The organism is Aliikangiella sp. G2MR2-5, from assembly GCF_015687155.1.
In the GTDB taxonomy this organism is placed as follows: domain Bacteria; phylum Pseudomonadota; class Gammaproteobacteria; order Enterobacterales; family Kangiellaceae; genus Aliikangiella.
The window spans coordinates 878,009-893,540 of record NZ_JADPQF010000001.1; the positions used below are offsets into that span (position 1 = coordinate 878,009).

The window sequence follows — 15,532 nt, forward strand, 5'->3', positions numbered from 1 at the left end:
CATAATTAATAACCTTTGCTTCCTTCTTGCAAGCGCTTCACGTTCGAGCCTGTAGTCTGGCTATTTAAGTCCGATCAGAATATACTTCTGCCCAATAAAGAAGTCCTTAAAAGTATTTATTATCATGGTACGAAATCTAAAAGCAGTTATCCCTGTGGCTGGTCTTGGCACTCGAATGTTACCAGCTACTAAGGCGATCCCAAAAGAAATGCTACCTATCGTCGACAAACCTCTTATTCAGTACATAGTCAATGAGTGTATCCTGGCTGGGATAAAGGAAATCGTATTGGTGACTCACTCTTCTAAAAATGCGATTGAAAATCACTTTGACAAGTCCTTCGAGCTTGAAACCACACTGGAAAAAAGGGTTAAACGCCAATTACTGGAAGAAATTCAAGCTATTTGTCCGAAAGATGTAACCATTATGCATGTTCGTCAGGGTGAATCTAAAGGATTAGGGCATGCGATATCGATTGCCAGGCCTCTGGTTGGAGAAAATCCGTTTGTTGTGGTATTACCCGACGTTATTATTGATGATGCAAATTGTGACCTGCAAAGTGATAATCTGGCGGCAATGATAAGGAGGTTTGAGGAGTCAGAAGTATCCCAGGTGATGGTGGAGCCTGTTCCTGATGAGAAAATTTCTAATTATGGAATTGTCGACTGCGACGGCTGTGATTTGAAAAAAGGTCATTCGATTCAAATGCAACGTGTTGTAGAAAAGCCTAAAATAGGTGAAGCACCTTCAAACTTGGCTGTTGTAGGTAGGTATGTATTGTCGAAAGGAATATGGGATTTATTAGAAAACACAGCACCCGGAGCAGGGGATGAAATTCAACTGACAGATGCAATTGATGAGCTTACGAACCTGGAAACTGTAGAAGCTTATCACATGGTCGGTAAGTCTCATGACTGTGGTTCAAAACTCGGATACATGCAAGCTATCGTTGAGTACGGATTGCGTCATTCAGAAATAGGGGAACGGTTTCGAGATTACCTGAAAAGAATTCAATGAGAGAGGATTTAGTCAAACGCTATTGACTAATTAAGCCTGCGGTGACGAATCCTGAGATGGCTAGACGCTAGTCTTTCTCAGACTTTATTTTCCACTGTATTTATTGTTAATGCTATTAACAACAAATCTGGCGCGATAAGTTTTTATTTTAACTATTACAACTAACTGAATTATTAACAGTAGCCTTACGAATAATGCTAATTTCTAATACTAAAGAATGGAAAGCTTTAGAAGCCCACCATCAATCACTTGCAGACATAAAAACTTGTCAACTCTTAAAGGACAGAGAGAGAAATGACTGCCTGTTCAAAGGTTTTGATAAAATAACAATAGATTTTTCGAAACAAAAAATCAGTGCCAATACATTGGAAATGCTTTTTGAATTAGCTTTATCGGTAAATCTAAATGAAAAAATTTCAGGTCTGCTAAGTGGAGATAAAGTAAATACAACCGAAGACAGGGCTGCACTTCACACCGCTCTTCGCTTGCCTGCCGAAAAGTCTTTAATTTTAAATGGAGAAGACATTAATTCCGACGTACAGTTACAGTTAACCAAAATGGAAGAAATTGTTAACCGGTTAATTAATGGGCATTGGAGGGGGTTCAGTGGTAAGCCGATTACCGATGTAGTTAATTTGGGAGTCGGAGGTTCAGATTTAGGTCCGCTTCTTGTTTGTGATGCTTTAGATGAATACGAAGTTCAAGGTGAAACAGGAATTAACGTTCACTTTGCATCTACCATGGATGGCTCTCAGATTTCTTCTTTGTTTAGCTCACTTAATCCAGAAACTACATTGTTTATTGTTGTATCCAAGTCGTTTACGACGATTGATACTCTGACAAATGCTGAGACGGCTAAACAATGGGTTTTAGAGCAATGCAGTAATGAAGCATTGGTAAGTAAACAGCATTTTATAGGTGTTTCTGCTAGCCCTTCTAAAATGGAAGAGTGGGGAATTGTAGCTGAACATCAGCTGCTCTTTTGGGAATGGGTTGGAGGTCGTTTTTCGTTGTGGTCAAGTGTTGGTATTTGCATTGCTATTAAGCTTGGTATGCGGAATTTCAGGCTGCTGTTACAGGGTGCTCATGAAATGGATAAGCATTTCCTTTCCGCTGAGTTTGAAAATAATTTACCCGTTCTCCTTGGCTTGATTAGTATATGGAATGTCAATTTTCGTAAGATCAACGCTCAAGCAATATTGCCCTATGATGCTCGCCTGGCGGTATTCCCTGATTACCTGACTCAGTTAGAAATGGAGAGCAATGGCAAGTCTGTAACATTGAATGGTGAAGCAGTTGATTACGACACTTGTCCTGTACTTTGGGGGGAAGTAGGACCAAATGCTCAACATGCTTTCTATCAGCTGTTACATCAAGGTACGCAAAAGGTAAATTGCGATTTTATTGCGCCAGTTAAACGGTTTTGTAATACCGACGGAGAGCACGGTAAACGTCTTAAAGAGCAACACCTTTTGACGTTGGCCAACTGTTTTGCACAATCGAGAGCTTTGATGTTAGGTTCATCTAGCTCAGAAGGAATATCAAACAAAACCAGAGAAGAATCCGCGAACTCAACTTCTCATCGACATTACCCAGGAGAGCAACCCTCTACCACTATTTTGCTAGAGGAGTTATCGGCCTATTCACTAGGGCAGTTGATTGCTCTTTACGAGCATAAAGTCTACGTTATGGCTGTACTATGGAATATCAACCCTTTTGATCAGTGGGGTGTCGAATTAGGAAAGGTTATGGCAGAGGGGACACTCGATGCATTATCGAATAAGGGTAAAGTTGATGATTTTGATCAGTCGACAAACAAGTTAATTCGTTTCATAAACTCTAAAGTCAAGGATAGCGGAGGTCTATGATGAATATTTTGGTTGTTGGTGGAGGACTAAACTCTTTTGTTTCTGCATCTTTATTTGCCTCGGTAGGAAACACTGTATATTTTAATTCTTTTGGGTGTTCTATTTCGCGTTATCAGCTAGAACCGGGATTGGAGTCTCTTTTTAAAGAGCAGGTTGAAGTAGGACGAATAGTAGAGATTTCGACCACTAATCAAAAGCTTGAAGAGTCCTATGAAATTATTGTATTGGGTGAAGAGGTTGAAACTTACTCATTAGAAGATATTGATTGGACGATTAAATTTACCCTGGACCAAGCTATCTGGATTCTCTTGTCTCCATCTGATATTGGTGAAGCTATTTATTGGAAAAAACGTCTGAACTCTCGAAACAATGGCAATGGCTCAACAGTAAAAAATTGCATTGATGTGATTAGTTGTCCCTTGTTAATAAGAGAAGGGAGGGCTCTGGAGGATTTTTCAAGACCAGAACTAATTACATTAGGTTGCGATACGGAATGCTCTGCTATAAGGGTTAAGGCATTAATGTATCCGTTCAACAGACAAAAAGATGATATTAAAATCGTATCTACCAAAGAGGCCGAGTTTGCCTGTTTTGCGAGTCATGCAATGTTAGCTACTCGGCTTAGTTTTATGAATGAAATGGCTGCACTAGCTGAGAAAACGGGAGTTGATATCGATGTGATCAGAGCTTGCATCGGCTCAGATCCAAGGATTGGTTCTAGTTATCTATACCCTGGGTGTGGGTACGGAGGAGCCACGTTGTCTAAGAATCTTCAGCGAATTTCGAGTAAATTGAAACGGAGAAATGATGATCTTGGTTTATTGGATATAGTTGCGGAAATAAATAATCGTCAAAAAGATTTGCTATTTAGAAAAATTTGGCATTTTTTTGGAGGCTCTTTAAAAGGAAAGGTGATTGCTGTCTGGGGGGTGTCTTTTAAACCGGAGACAGATTCTATAGAGGGGGCTCCGGCGCTTCAATTGATTGAGTCACTTACCGCACAGCAAGCCGAAATTGTTTTCTACGATCCAATGGCTAAACAGAACGCTATTGAGTACTTTGCTGAAAGAGAAATTTCAGTAAAAGCGACGGATAGAGCTATGGATGCATGTGACAATGCGGATGTATTGGTTGTGTGTACAGAGTGGAAGGAACTATGGAATCCAAGCTTTGCTGAACTTGCAGCGAGGTTAAGATGCAAAGCGATTTTTGATGGCAGAAACATCTACGGACCAGACCAGGTTAAACTAGCCGGTCTGAAATATTTTGGTATTGGTAGGCAATAACTTTGAGCATTAGCCTCAGTTTGCGAATATATGAAAGCATTTCGAGGAAAAAATTTAAAACTTCGAGTTGCTCGTGATTTCCCTTTGATAAGATGACATGGGAAGAAATATAAAAACTAGTTAGGTAGTAGTTTAATGAAAGTTACAGTTTTTGGCATAGGGTATGTTGGATTAGTACAGGGAGCTGTTCTAGCCTCAGTTGGTCATGACGTTGTTTGTGTTGATGTTGATGAAAGAAAAGTTAAAGACCTTGAAAATGGCATTATCCCTATCTACGAACCGGGGCTGACGTCCTTAGTAAACGAAAATGTTCATGCTGGTCGTCTAAAGTTTACAACTGACTCTGAATTTGCCGTGGACCATGGTCGGTTTCAATTTATTGCAGTCGGTACACCGCCCGATGAGGACGGATCCGCAGACTTAAAATATGTATTGGCAGTTGCAGAAACTATTGCGACTTATATGGAAGACGAAAAAATTATTATTGATAAATCGACAGTACCAGTAGGAACTGCAGATAGAGTCTCAAAAGTCATTCAAGCAAAGTTGGATGCTAGACAAGTAGATCAAAAGTATTCCGTTGTTTCTAATCCAGAGTTTTTGAAAGAAGGAGCTGCAGTTAGTGACTGTTTAAAGCCAGACCGAATAATTATTGGAACTGAATGCGACACCGCGATTGCGGCTATGCGAGAGTTGTACGCGCCGTTTAGTCGAAACCACGAAAAGCTTATAGTCATGGATGTGCGTTCTGCTGAGCTAACAAAGTATGCTGCCAACTGTATGCTCGCAACTAAAATATCTTTTATGAATGAAATGTCAAATCTGGCGGAAAAGTTGGGTGCGGATATTGAAGCTGTACGTCAAGGAATTGGATCCGACCCAAGGATAGGATACCAGTTTATTTACCCTGGTTGTGGTTATGGTGGTTCTTGTTTTCCCAAAGACGTTCAGGCTCTGATTCGAACAGCAAAAGAAATCGATTATGCGCCGCAGATTTTGGAAGCGGTGGAAGCAGTAAATAATCGTCAGAAAAACAAACTTTTTGAATACATTAAGAGTTACTTTGGAAAATCAATTGAAGGAAAAACGATTGCACTTTGGGGGTTAAGCTTTAAACCTAATACTGACGATATGCGAGAAGCGTCAAGCCGCACTCTTATGGAAGCCTTATGGCACAATGGCGTAACCGTTAAAGCCTTCGATCCAGAGGCAATGAAGGAGTGTGAACGAATATATGGACAGAGGGATGATTTAGTATTATGTAACACCAAAGAGCTAACATTGATTCATGCAGACGCCCTGGTTATTTGTACGGAGTGGAATCAGTTCAGAGCTCCAGACTTTGAGTTAATTGGTCAGTCTTTAACTAATAAAGTGATTTTTGATGGAAGAAATCTTTATGAGCCTAAACTCATGACTGAAAAAGGTTTTAGTTATTATGCGATAGGGCGCGGCGATTCTGTTCAAGTGGCGATATAAAGAAAAAGCATTTACGAAGAGCTCTACTATGAAAATATTAGTTACTGGTGCTGCAGGTTTTATTGGGTTTCATGTAGCGGAATATCTATTAAAAAGGGGCGATGAAGTAATTGGTATTGATAGCATTAATGACTATTACGACCCTGATTTAAAATATGCTCGTCTCAAGAATTTGAAACCTTATAAACGCTTTCGGTTTGTCAAACTTGATATTGCCGATAAAGATATTGTTGCTACTCTTTTTGAAAGGGAAAAGTTTGACACGGTAGTACATATGGCGGCACAGGCTGGAGTCAGATATTCGCTGGAAAATCCTCATGCTTATACGCATTCGAATATTGTCGGTCACCTCAATATTCTGGAGGGATGTCGTAACAATAATATAAGACATTTGGTTTATGCCTCATCCAGTTCAGTTTATGGTGCCAATACTGCGCAGCCTTTTTCCGAGCATCACAGTGTGGACCATCCTGTATCGCTTTATGCGGCAAGCAAAAAGTCTAATGAACTAATGTCTCATAGCTATTCACACCTGTATAACATCCCGACAACAGGTCTAAGGTTTTTTACCGTATATGGCCCATGGGGAAGGCCCGATATGGCACCAATTCTTTTTGCCAATGCGATTGAAAGCGGAGAAGCAATTAAGGTATTTAATAGTGGCAATATGTATCGGGACTTTACCTTTATAGACGATATAGTTGAAGGTGTTATTCGAGCTCTGGATAACCCGGCTAAACCAAACAGTGAGTGGAATAGTGATACCCCGGACCCAGCGACGAGTTATGCGCCTTACCGAATCTACAATATAGGAAATAATAGTCCGGTAAAGCTGATTGATTTTATTGAAGTTCTTGAAGAAGCCTTTGGAAAAAAGGCACTTAAAAATTATTTACCCATGCAAAGTGGCGATGTCGTAAGTACTTGTGCAGACTCTTCAGCCTTATATGAGGAAGTAGGTTTTAAGCCCACAACGACTTTAAACATTGGCGTGAAAAAGTTTGTAGAATGGTATAAACAGTATTATTTAAAAGGTTAATTGAATGAATTTAAAATGTTTTAAAGCGTATGATATTCGAGGCAAGCTCGGCGAAGAGCTTAATGAAGATATCGCCTATGCTATTGGACGAGCTTACGCAGAGTACTTAAAGCCAAAGTCGATAGTGCTGGGCGGGGATGTTCGAGAAACGAGTGAAGAGTTGAAAATGGCGCTTGCTAGAGGGATCATGGATACTGGGAGTAACGTTATCGATATTGGTTTAACCGGTACCGAAGAAGTTTATTTCGCAGTCCAACATCTTGGCGTTGATGGCGGCATCGAGGTTACCGCTTCACACAACCCAATCGATTACAATGGAATGAAACCTGTTAGGAAGGGCTCAAAACCCATATCCAATGACTCTGGCTTACTGGATATTAAAAATTCTGCAGAGATTATTTTGAAAGATATTTCTGCAATAGAAAATTCTGAAGAGAAAAAAGGTGAGTATTGTCAACTGGATAATCTTGAGGCCTATGTTGACCACCTTTTATCTTATATAGACACCAAAAAGCTTGCTCCACTTAAATTAGTGGTCAATTCAGGTAATGGTGCTGCAGGTCATGTCATTGATCGAATTGAAGAAAAGTTCAATGAAAACAAGGTTCCTGTTACTTTTGTAAAGATCCAGCATGAACCTGATTGCAATTTTCCCAATGGAATTCCCAATCCGATATTGCCTGAGAATCAACAAGTGACTTCAAAGGCGGTTCTGGAAAGTAGTGCAGATTTTGGAATTGCATGGGATGGCGACTTTGATCGTTGTTTTTTGTTTGACCAAAATGGACGCTTTATTGAGGGATATTACATTGTTGGCTTGTTGGCGGAAGCATTTTTACAAAAGAAAAGTGGTCAAAAAGTCATCCATGATCCTCGTTTGGTATGGAACACCCAGGAAATAGTCTCCGCTGCCGGCGGTGAAGCTGTTCAATCGAAAACCGGACACGCTTTCATCAAAGAAAGAATGCGAATTGAAGATGCTGTTTATGGTGGAGAAATGAGCGCTCACCATTATTTCAGGGATTTTGGATATTGTGATAGCGGTATGATTCCCTGGCTGCTGGTTGCTGAGTTAGTGAGTTTATCTAAAAAGCCTCTGTCCACGCTAGTGGATGAAAGGATTGAGAAATATCCTTCTCCAGGTGAAATTAACTTTAAAGTGACGGATACCGCAGAGACGATTAGCAGAATTGAACAAATATACTTAGATGACGCCCATACGGTTGATCGGACGGATGGTATCAGTATGGAGTTTGAATCTTGGCGCTTTAATCTAAGGGCATCCAACACCGAACCGGTAATTAGGCTCAATCTGGAAACGCGCGGAGACAAAGAGCTAATGAAAGAAAAGCTGGCTGAGCTGTGCAAAATTATTGAAGAGCGATAGGGTAAAGTCAGGACTGCTTGACTAGTTTCCCGATTAGTGGATAATTTCCCGAGCTTTTAGCCCGGTTAAAGGAAATATAGGAATAATGGATAGAAAAATATCAGTAATAGGCCTCGGATATGTAGGTTTGCCTGTCGCAGTGGCATTTGGAAAGTCTCACCAGGTCATTGGTTTCGATTTAAATCAGACTCGTATCGATGAGTTAAAGTCTGGTAGAGATCATACTCTGGAAGTAGAAGATTCTGAACTTGCAGAAGCCGATATTTTGTTCACCGCTGATCCAGAAGATCTGAAAAAGGCAGATTTTCATATTGTGGCAGTTCCGACACCTATCAACCATGCAAATCTGCCAGACCTATCTCCTATGCTAGGAGCATCAAAGACAATCGGCCAAATTCTTAAGAAAGGCGATATTGTTGTATTTGAGTCAACCGTATACCCCGGAGCAACTGAAGAAGATTGTGTTCCCGTACTGGAAGCTGAGTCAGGTCTTAAGTGTGGAGTTGACTTCAAAGTGGGATATTCGCCTGAACGTATCAATCCGGGAGACAAAGAAAGAACTTTCACCAAGATACTTAAGATAGTATCGGGAATGGACAAGGAAACCCTGGATATTGTTGCTGATGTCTACTCGAGCGTCGTAACTGCAGGCGTTCACCGTGCTCCAACCATCAAAGTAGCTGAAGCAGCCAAGGTCATTGAAAATACCCAGCGGGACCTGAATATTGCTTTAATGAACGAGTTGTCAGTTATTTTTGAACGTATGGGAGTTGATACCCTGGATGTTCTTGAAGCGGCTGGTACCAAGTGGAATTTTTTACCGTTTAAACCGGGTTTAGTCGGAGGACACTGCATTAGCGTTGACCCGTACTATTTGACCTATAAAGCAGAACAAGTCGGTTATCGACCTGAAGTCATCCAGTCGGGACGAAGAGTCAATGACAATATGGGACACTTCATCGCTGAACGTTGCGTTAAGAATATGATTTTGAAAGATACCAAAATCAAAGGAGCGAAAGTTGCTATTCTGGGTCTGACCTTCAAAGAAAACTGTCCGGATCTGAGAAACTCTAAAGTTGTCGACCTTGTTAAGGCTTTTCAAGGGTTTGGTATTCAGCCAATTGTTACTGATGCCTGGGCTGAGTCCTCTGAAGCCACCAGGTTCTATGGCATTAATCTAAGTCCCCTTGAGGCTGTTAAAGATTGTGAGTTGGTGGTGGTTGCAGTTTCTCACAAAGAATATGTTAAGCTTGACGTTGAACAGTATAAAGCAATGCTTTCTCCGACCGGAGCTCTATTTGATATTAAAGGCATTTTGCCGAGGGAAGAGCTCGCCAGTCAGGGGGTTGAAGTTTGGCGAATCTAGCGCACAGCTTTAGTTGTTGGATTATTATTTAAGGAAGATATTATGATTTTGCCCATTATTATGGCTGGCGGTTCGGGAACGCGACTCTGGCCTTTATCTCGTCAACTTTACCCTAAACAATTCCTCAATATCATTGGGGAAAATACAATGCTCCAAGATACGGTCGCTCGCCTGGAAGGACTCGATGTTAAAAATCCTCTGGTGATTTGCAACAATGAACACCGGTTTTTGGTAGCTGAGCAATTGAGAGGAAAGGGCGGGGCAGGAGAAATCATTCTTGAACCAGAAGGCCGAAATACAGCACCTGCGATAGCACTGGCGGCGCTCAGAGCGATAGAAAATGGGGACGATCCTTTGCTACTAGTGCTGGCGGCGGATCACGTTATCTTGAATACCAAAGCTTTCCAGTCTTCGGTTAAAGCTGCCGAGAAGTTTGCCAGTGATGGTTCTCTGGTGACCTTTGGAATAGTCGCCAATACACCCGAAACAGGTTACGGTTATATTAATCGCGGTGCAGAGCTTTCGGAGACAGCGTATAAAGTTGCAGGATTTGTCGAGAAACCGAATCTGGAGACAGCCAGGAAGTATTTTGAAAGTGGTGATTATTACTGGAATAGCGGCATGTTTATGTTCAAAGCCAGTAGCTTTCTAGCAGAATTGGAACAATTTCGACCTGATATTCTGGACGCGTGCCGACGCAGTGTAGCTAAAGCTCAGCAGGACCTGGATTTTATTCGAATTGACAAAGAAGAGTTTGCTCAGTGTCCCTCAGAATCGATAGATTATGCGGTAATGGAGAAAACCGAAAAAGCGGTGGTCGTGCCAATGGACGCAGGCTGGAGTGATATCGGATCCTGGTCTGCAATTTGGGATGTCAGTGACAAAGATGACAATGGCAATCGTACCTTAGGAGACGTCATTGCCGAGGACTCCAAAAATTGTCTGGTACATGGCGAAGACAGGCTGGTTTCATTACTTGGCCTAGAAGATATTGTCGTTGTGGATACCAAAGATGCGGTGCTCGTTGCTCACAAATCTAAAGTACAGGATGTCAAAAAGATTGTTGAAAAATTAAAGTCAAGTGATCGCTCGGAATGGAAAATTCATCGAGAAGTCTACCGTCCCTGGGGGAAATATGACTCTATCGATATGGGTGAGCGCTATCAGGCAAAGAGAATCACCGTTAAACCAGGGGCCAAATTAAGTGTTCAAATGCATCATCATCGAGCAGAGCACTGGGTGGTAGTTTCGGGTACCGCTTCCGTTACTAATGGCGAAAAGACGTTTTTGGTTTCGGAAAATGAGTCGACCTATATCCCAATAGGGCAGATTCATGCTCTGGAGAATCCGGGTAAAGTGCCATTGGAGTTAATCGAGGTACAAACTGGCTCCTATCTCGGAGAGGATGATATTGTCAGGTTTGATGACAGGTATGGTCGCGCAGACTAAATTCCATTAGTATGTTGATAAGAAAGCCCTCTAAGAGGGCTTTTTTATTGATCTCGTATTTTGTATGTAGATAAGTATTTTACTATTAAAACTCCGAGCAGAACTCCCAGAACATCCGCAAGAATATCGGCAAGACTGAAGGACCTATTAGGGATAAAGTGCTGCACAATCTCGATCATAACTCCGAACAAGCAGGAAAGCGTAATTAAATAAAATATTTTTAAGCTACTAAAAGCCAGCCTGAAACTCCCACTGAATGAAGCAAAAGCAACAAGGTGATAGATTTTGTCAATATTATTTAGACTGACCGGGCTAACAACTTTTGGGCTTAAAGTTAAAGATAGAAGCGCTATAGAAATGCCGCAAAACAGGGGACGCCAGAAGAACTCATAATTTCGTGGTTCTACAATAAATTTCAGCATGCTTTATGTGAATCCGATATTTTTGAAATGCGAATTTGGGGCCATAATAAACCTATTTATTGGTTATGAACACATTCCAGATGGAACTTTTCTTCCTGATATTGAGACTGCTAATGTACGCCCTTTATAGAATTTCAATAGCTAAAGGTTTCAATTTAGTATTAAAGTTACTAGAATACGCGCTTTCAAGGACAAATCTTAATTTGAATCGAAGCCTGACACTTATACAAGCCATCAAAGTATGAAAATTACACATTTAAAACAACTAGAAGCTGAAAGTATTCAGATATTCAGGGAAGTTGCAGCAGAGTTTGAAAATCCGGTTATGCTGTATTCTGTCGGAAAGGACTCGTCAGTACTTCTACATCTGGCACGCAAGGCATTTTTCCCAGGTAAAATTCCGTTTCCCCTGCTGCATGTTGACACGGGATGGAAATTTAAGGAAATGATTGCTTTTCGCGATAATATTGCAACTGATTTGGGAGTGGATCTGCTTGTCCACCAAAATCCTGAAGGTCTGGAAATGAATATCAGTCCATTCGTCCACGGAAGTGCCAAACATACTGACATAATGAAAACTCAAGCTTTAAAACAGGCCCTAGACAAGTATGGATTTGATGCTGCTTTTGGTGGGGCAAGAAGAGATGAGGAAAAATCCAGAGCTAAGGAAAGAGTCTATTCATTTAGAGATAAGAAACACCGCTGGGATCCTAAGTCTCAACGTCCTGAGCTATGGAATATTTATAATGGCAAAGTTGACAAGGGTGAGAGCATTAGAGTATTCCCTTTGTCGAATTGGACTGAACTAGATATCTGGCAATATATTTATCTGGAAAATATTCAAATTCCCGACCTTTATTTTTCCAAGCCGCGTCCGGTTGTTGAAAGAGATGGAACATTGATTATGGTTGATGACGACAGAATGCCGTTGAAAGAAGGGGAAGAGCCTGAAATGAAGAATGTTCGCTTTAGAACGCTTGGCTGCTACCCGTTAACCGGAGCTGTTGAATCGACCGCAGCAACTTTGCCTGAAATTATTCAGGAAATGTTGTTAACCAAAACATCAGAACGACAAGGCAGGGTCATAGACAGTGATTCAGTTGGTTCTATGGAAAAGAAGAAAATGGAGGGATACTTCTAATGAGTCATGCATCACCTCTAATTGAAAAAGATATTTTAGGATACCTTAAACAGCATGAAGAAAAAGAGTTACTCAGGTTCATCACATGTGGAAGTGTTGACGACGGCAAGAGTACCTTAATTGGCAGATTACTTCATGACAGTAAAATGATTTTTGAAGACCAACTTGCCGCTATCAGCGAAGATAGTAAAAAAGTTGGTACACAGGGAGAAGAAATTGACCTGGCATTGCTGGTTGATGGTTTGCAGTCTGAGCGAGAGCAAGGGATTACCATTGACGTAGCTTACCGCTATTTCTCAACGGACAAGCGCAAATTCATTATTGCCGATACTCCGGGGCATGAGCAGTATACCCGTAACATGGCAACCGGAGCGTCAACCTGTGATTTGGCTATTATTCTGGTTGATGCACGCAAGGGTGTACAAACGCAAACACGCCGACATAGTTTTATCTGTTCATTGTTAGGAATTAAACAAGTTATCGTTGCGATCAACAAAATGGATTTGGTTGACTATTCTCAAACTCGTTATAAGGAAATCCAGGACGAATATCTATCCATGGCTGGATCTCTGGATATTCCTGACATACGTTTTGTTCCGATTTCCGCATTAAAGGGTGACAACGTTGTAAACCCTAGCGAGAAGCTTGCCTGGTTCCGGGGCTCTACCTTGATGCAATATCTTGAAACTACAGATATCGAGTCTGTCCATGTGAGCGAAGATTTCAGGTTTCCAGTTCAGTTAGTTTCTCGCCCAAACTCTGATTTTAGAGGATTCCAGGGAACGGTTGCAGCTGGCTCTGTGAAGGTGGGAGATACAGTAAGAGTATTGCCATCCGGAACTATTTCCAGCGTCAAATCGATAGTAACTTTTGATGGAGAATTAGAAGAAGCTCATTTTCCGATGGCCGTGACCTTGACATTGAATGATGAAGTTGACGTTAGTCGAGGATGCATGATCGTTAAAAAGGATGCATTACCGCATGTATCACCGCGATTGAAAGCCAAGATCATCTGGATGCACGAAGACGCGATGAAAGCGAATCGCGAATATATTTTTAAGTTTGCGGGTAAGATGACTTCCGGGGACTTTGAAAAAATTCGTCATAAGATAGATGTTAATACTCTGGAAGAAACCGATGCAAATTTCCTTGAGCTTAACGAAATTGGCGTTGTTGATATCAGCTTGAGTGAGCCGGTAGTTTTTGATGCTTATATTAAGAACAAGCAAACTGGCGGATTTATCATTATTGACAGATTGAGCAATCTTACCGTTGGTGCTGGAATGATAGACTCTGCACTTGTTGCAACTAAAGAAGTTCAGCACGAAAAAGTTGCGTTAAGTCCTTTTGAAAAAGACTTGATAGAACTTGTTAGAAAACACTTTCCTCAGTTGACGGAAAAACTTTAATTATTTAAGAAACTAAAAAAGCTCCTTTTTTAAGGAGCTTTTTTAATGATATATCAAACAAAATAGAACTTAAGCAATGAATAGCAACATAGTTTGGCATAATGCATCTGTGACTACAGGCGAGCGTAATGAGCAAAAAGGACATGCTCCTTGTTTGCTATGGTACACCGGACTTTCTGGTTCTGGAAAGTCGACCATTGCCAATGCAGTAGATAGAATTTTATTTGAACGAGGTTGTCATACTTATTTGTTGGACGGCGACAATGTTCGTCATGGTCTTAACTCTGACCTGGGGTTTGATGACAACTCGCGTAAAGAAAATATTAGACGGATTACAGAAGTTGCAAACCTTTTTGCCGATGCCGGCTTGATTGTAGGCACCGCGTTTATTTCTCCTTTTATTGCTGATAGAGAGCAGGCCCGAAATTTAGCCAAAGAGACTTTTATCGAAGTTTTTGTTGATACTCCACTCGAAATTTGTGAACAGAGAGATCCAAAAGGGCTTTACACTAAAGCAAGAAAAGGAGAAATTCCAAACTTTACCGGTATTTCTTCTCCGTATGAAGCCCCGCCAAGTCCACAAATTCATATTGAAACAGATAAGTTATCGATAGAAGAAGCAGCGAATCAAATAGTCGAATATCTGGTTAAACACAAAGTGATTCCCGCCTAAGAGAGATTGTTTAAATGAAAGTATATGATGTATTTAATGGAGATGCGGACGGTATCTTTTCTTTGATTCAATTAAGAAAGTCTAATCCTGTAAAAGGAGAACACCACTTAGTTACTGGTGTCAAAAGAGACATTAAGCTTTTATCAAAAATTGACACAAATAATCTCTCTGGCAGTCATATCAATGCGCTCGATATTTCTTTCGATAAAAACGTTAAAGACGTAGAGAGGCTCCTTGAGGCTGGTGCTTCGGTTTTTTATTGCGATCATCACAAGGCTGATAGCTTATTTGAGCATCAATCTCTGCAAAGCATTATTGACACTTCGGCGTTTGTTTGTACTGGATTGTTAATTAATAAGCACATTGAAGGAAAGCATGCTCTATGGGCATTGGCAGCATTATTCGGTGATGGACTTGATAAGTCCGCCTACGAGTTTGCGAAGCAGTGCGAACTGGACAGCTCAGATATCGAAGCAATTAAAAATCTCGGAGTCTTGGTCAATTATAACGGGTATGGTAATTCTCTCGAAGATTTACACTATGATCCTGCGGATTTGTATCGTATTTTAGTTGAATATGACTCTCCTCTAGACGTGATTGCCGATAGTCATTCTCCTTATCAAAAGCTTACAACAAGCTTTGAAAGCGACTTGTCAAACGCGCTTGCTTGTATGCCAATTGCTGAGTCGGAAACCCTGGTTGCAATCAAGTTGCCCAATGAAGCCTGGTCCAAGCGTATTAGCGGAACCTATGGCAATCGTTTATCAAAAGAGAACCCTGATAAAGCCGTGATCATTGCCTCAGACAATCCCGATGGAACACTAACCATCAGTTTAAGAGCGCCTAAGTCAAAACCATTTGGCGCCAGCGACCTGTGCGGCCAACATCCCAGCGGTGGAGGACGAGCAAGTGCAGCAGGAATCAACGCGCTCGAAGATTTCCAGCTCGATGATTTCATTTCAACAGTTGCGGATTTCTACGCCAGCTAAATTGATGCA

Annotated in this window: 12 protein-coding genes and 1 pseudogene; 12 read left to right on the forward strand and 1 reads right to left on the reverse strand. The window is 41.1% G+C overall.

Features of this window, described 5'->3' with window-relative positions:
* The first annotated feature begins 124 nt into the window (after positions 1-124).
* The 8 genes from galU (at position 125) to IYN84_RS03485 (ending at position 10,889) form a co-directional block, all read left to right on the forward strand.
* Positions 125-1,015, forward strand: coding sequence for a UTP--glucose-1-phosphate uridylyltransferase GalU (gene galU / locus IYN84_RS03450; protein WP_196137763.1), 891 nt, complete (start codon positions 125-127; stop codon positions 1,013-1,015).
* 194 nt (positions 1,016-1,209) lie between these two features.
* A complete protein-coding gene (gene pgi / locus IYN84_RS03455; protein WP_196137764.1) occupies positions 1,210-2,883 on the forward strand; it encodes a glucose-6-phosphate isomerase in 1,674 nt (557 codons plus the stop codon).
* Entirely contained in the window at positions 2,880-4,169 is a 1,290-nt protein-coding gene (locus IYN84_RS03460; protein WP_196137765.1) for a nucleotide sugar dehydrogenase, read from the forward strand. The genes pgi and IYN84_RS03460 overlap by 4 nt, the downstream gene beginning before the upstream one ends.
* 135 nt (positions 4,170-4,304) lie before the next feature.
* Entirely contained in the window at positions 4,305-5,648 is a 1,344-nt protein-coding gene (locus tag IYN84_RS03465) for a UDP-glucose/GDP-mannose dehydrogenase family protein (RefSeq protein WP_196137766.1), read from the forward strand.
* Positions 5,649-5,676: 28 nt separating this feature from the next.
* On the forward strand, positions 5,677-6,687 hold the full coding sequence (locus tag IYN84_RS03470; RefSeq protein ID WP_196137767.1) for an NAD-dependent epimerase: 1,011 nt from the start codon (positions 5,677-5,679) through the stop codon (positions 6,685-6,687).
* A 4-nt stretch (positions 6,688-6,691) separates the two neighbouring features.
* Entirely contained in the window at positions 6,692-8,074 is a 1,383-nt protein-coding gene (locus IYN84_RS03475; RefSeq protein ID WP_196137768.1) for a phosphomannomutase CpsG, read from the forward strand.
* Between the two features lie 85 nt (positions 8,075-8,159).
* Positions 8,160-9,440, forward strand: coding sequence for a nucleotide sugar dehydrogenase (locus IYN84_RS03480; protein ID WP_196137769.1), 1,281 nt, complete (start codon positions 8,160-8,162; stop codon positions 9,438-9,440).
* 42 nt (positions 9,441-9,482) lie between these two features.
* Positions 9,483-10,889 (forward strand): mannose-1-phosphate guanylyltransferase/mannose-6-phosphate isomerase, encoded by a 1,407-nt coding sequence (locus tag IYN84_RS03485; RefSeq protein WP_196137770.1) that lies wholly within the window; start codon positions 9,483-9,485, stop codon positions 10,887-10,889.
* A 44-nt stretch (positions 10,890-10,933) separates the two neighbouring features.
* Here the strand turns inward: IYN84_RS03485 and IYN84_RS21625 are convergent, their stop codons facing one another.
* Entirely contained in the window at positions 10,934-11,311 is a 378-nt protein-coding gene (locus IYN84_RS21625) for a VanZ family protein (RefSeq protein ID WP_196137771.1), read from the reverse strand.
* Positions 11,312-11,540: 229 nt separating this feature from the next.
* On the opposite strand from IYN84_RS21625, the pseudogene cysD reads away from it, so the two are divergent.
* The 4 genes and pseudogenes from cysD to IYN84_RS03510 all read left to right on the forward strand — a co-directional run.
* Positions 11,541-12,452: pseudogene (gene cysD / locus IYN84_RS03495) on the forward strand (sulfate adenylyltransferase subunit CysD); the annotation flags it as partial.
* Entirely contained in the window at positions 12,452-13,861 is a 1,410-nt protein-coding gene (gene cysN / locus IYN84_RS03500; RefSeq protein ID WP_196137773.1) for a sulfate adenylyltransferase subunit CysN, read from the forward strand. The pseudogene cysD and the gene cysN, both read left to right, overlap by 1 nt.
* Positions 13,862-13,937: 76 nt before the next feature.
* A complete protein-coding gene (cysC, locus tag IYN84_RS03505; RefSeq protein WP_196137774.1) occupies positions 13,938-14,534 on the forward strand; it encodes an adenylyl-sulfate kinase in 597 nt (198 codons plus the stop codon).
* A 14-nt stretch (positions 14,535-14,548) separates the two neighbouring features.
* On the forward strand, positions 14,549-15,523 hold the full coding sequence (locus tag IYN84_RS03510) for a DHH family phosphoesterase (RefSeq protein ID WP_196137775.1): 975 nt from the start codon (positions 14,549-14,551) through the stop codon (positions 15,521-15,523).
* Positions 15,524-15,532 lie beyond the last annotated feature (9 nt).

Excerpts from the sequence above, each read along its gene's own strand:
- galU (WP_196137763.1), top strand. The coding sequence starts at position 125 with ATGGTACGAAATCTAAAAGCAGTTATCCCTGTGGCTGGTCTTGGCACT.
- pgi (WP_196137764.1), top strand. The coding sequence starts at position 1,210 with ATGCTAATTTCTAATACTAAAGAATGGAAAGCTTTAGAAGCCCACCAT.
- IYN84_RS03460 (WP_196137765.1), top strand. The coding sequence starts at position 2,880 with ATGATGAATATTTTGGTTGTTGGTGGAGGACTAAACTCTTTTGTTTCT.
- IYN84_RS03465 (WP_196137766.1), top strand. The coding sequence starts at position 4,305 with ATGAAAGTTACAGTTTTTGGCATAGGGTATGTTGGATTAGTACAGGGA.
- IYN84_RS03470 (WP_196137767.1), top strand. The coding sequence starts at position 5,677 with ATGAAAATATTAGTTACTGGTGCTGCAGGTTTTATTGGGTTTCATGTA.
- IYN84_RS03475 (WP_196137768.1), top strand. The coding sequence starts at position 6,692 with ATGAATTTAAAATGTTTTAAAGCGTATGATATTCGAGGCAAGCTCGGC.
- IYN84_RS03480 (WP_196137769.1), top strand. The coding sequence starts at position 8,160 with ATGGATAGAAAAATATCAGTAATAGGCCTCGGATATGTAGGTTTGCCT.
- IYN84_RS03485 (WP_196137770.1), top strand. The coding sequence starts at position 9,483 with ATGATTTTGCCCATTATTATGGCTGGCGGTTCGGGAACGCGACTCTGG.
- IYN84_RS21625 (WP_196137771.1), bottom strand. The coding sequence starts at position 11,311 with ATGCTGAAATTTATTGTAGAACCACGAAATTATGAGTTCTTCTGGCGT.
- cysN (WP_196137773.1), top strand. The coding sequence starts at position 12,452 with ATGAGTCATGCATCACCTCTAATTGAAAAAGATATTTTAGGATACCTT.
- cysC (WP_196137774.1), top strand. The coding sequence starts at position 13,938 with ATGAATAGCAACATAGTTTGGCATAATGCATCTGTGACTACAGGCGAG.
- IYN84_RS03510 (WP_196137775.1), top strand. The coding sequence starts at position 14,549 with ATGAAAGTATATGATGTATTTAATGGAGATGCGGACGGTATCTTTTCT.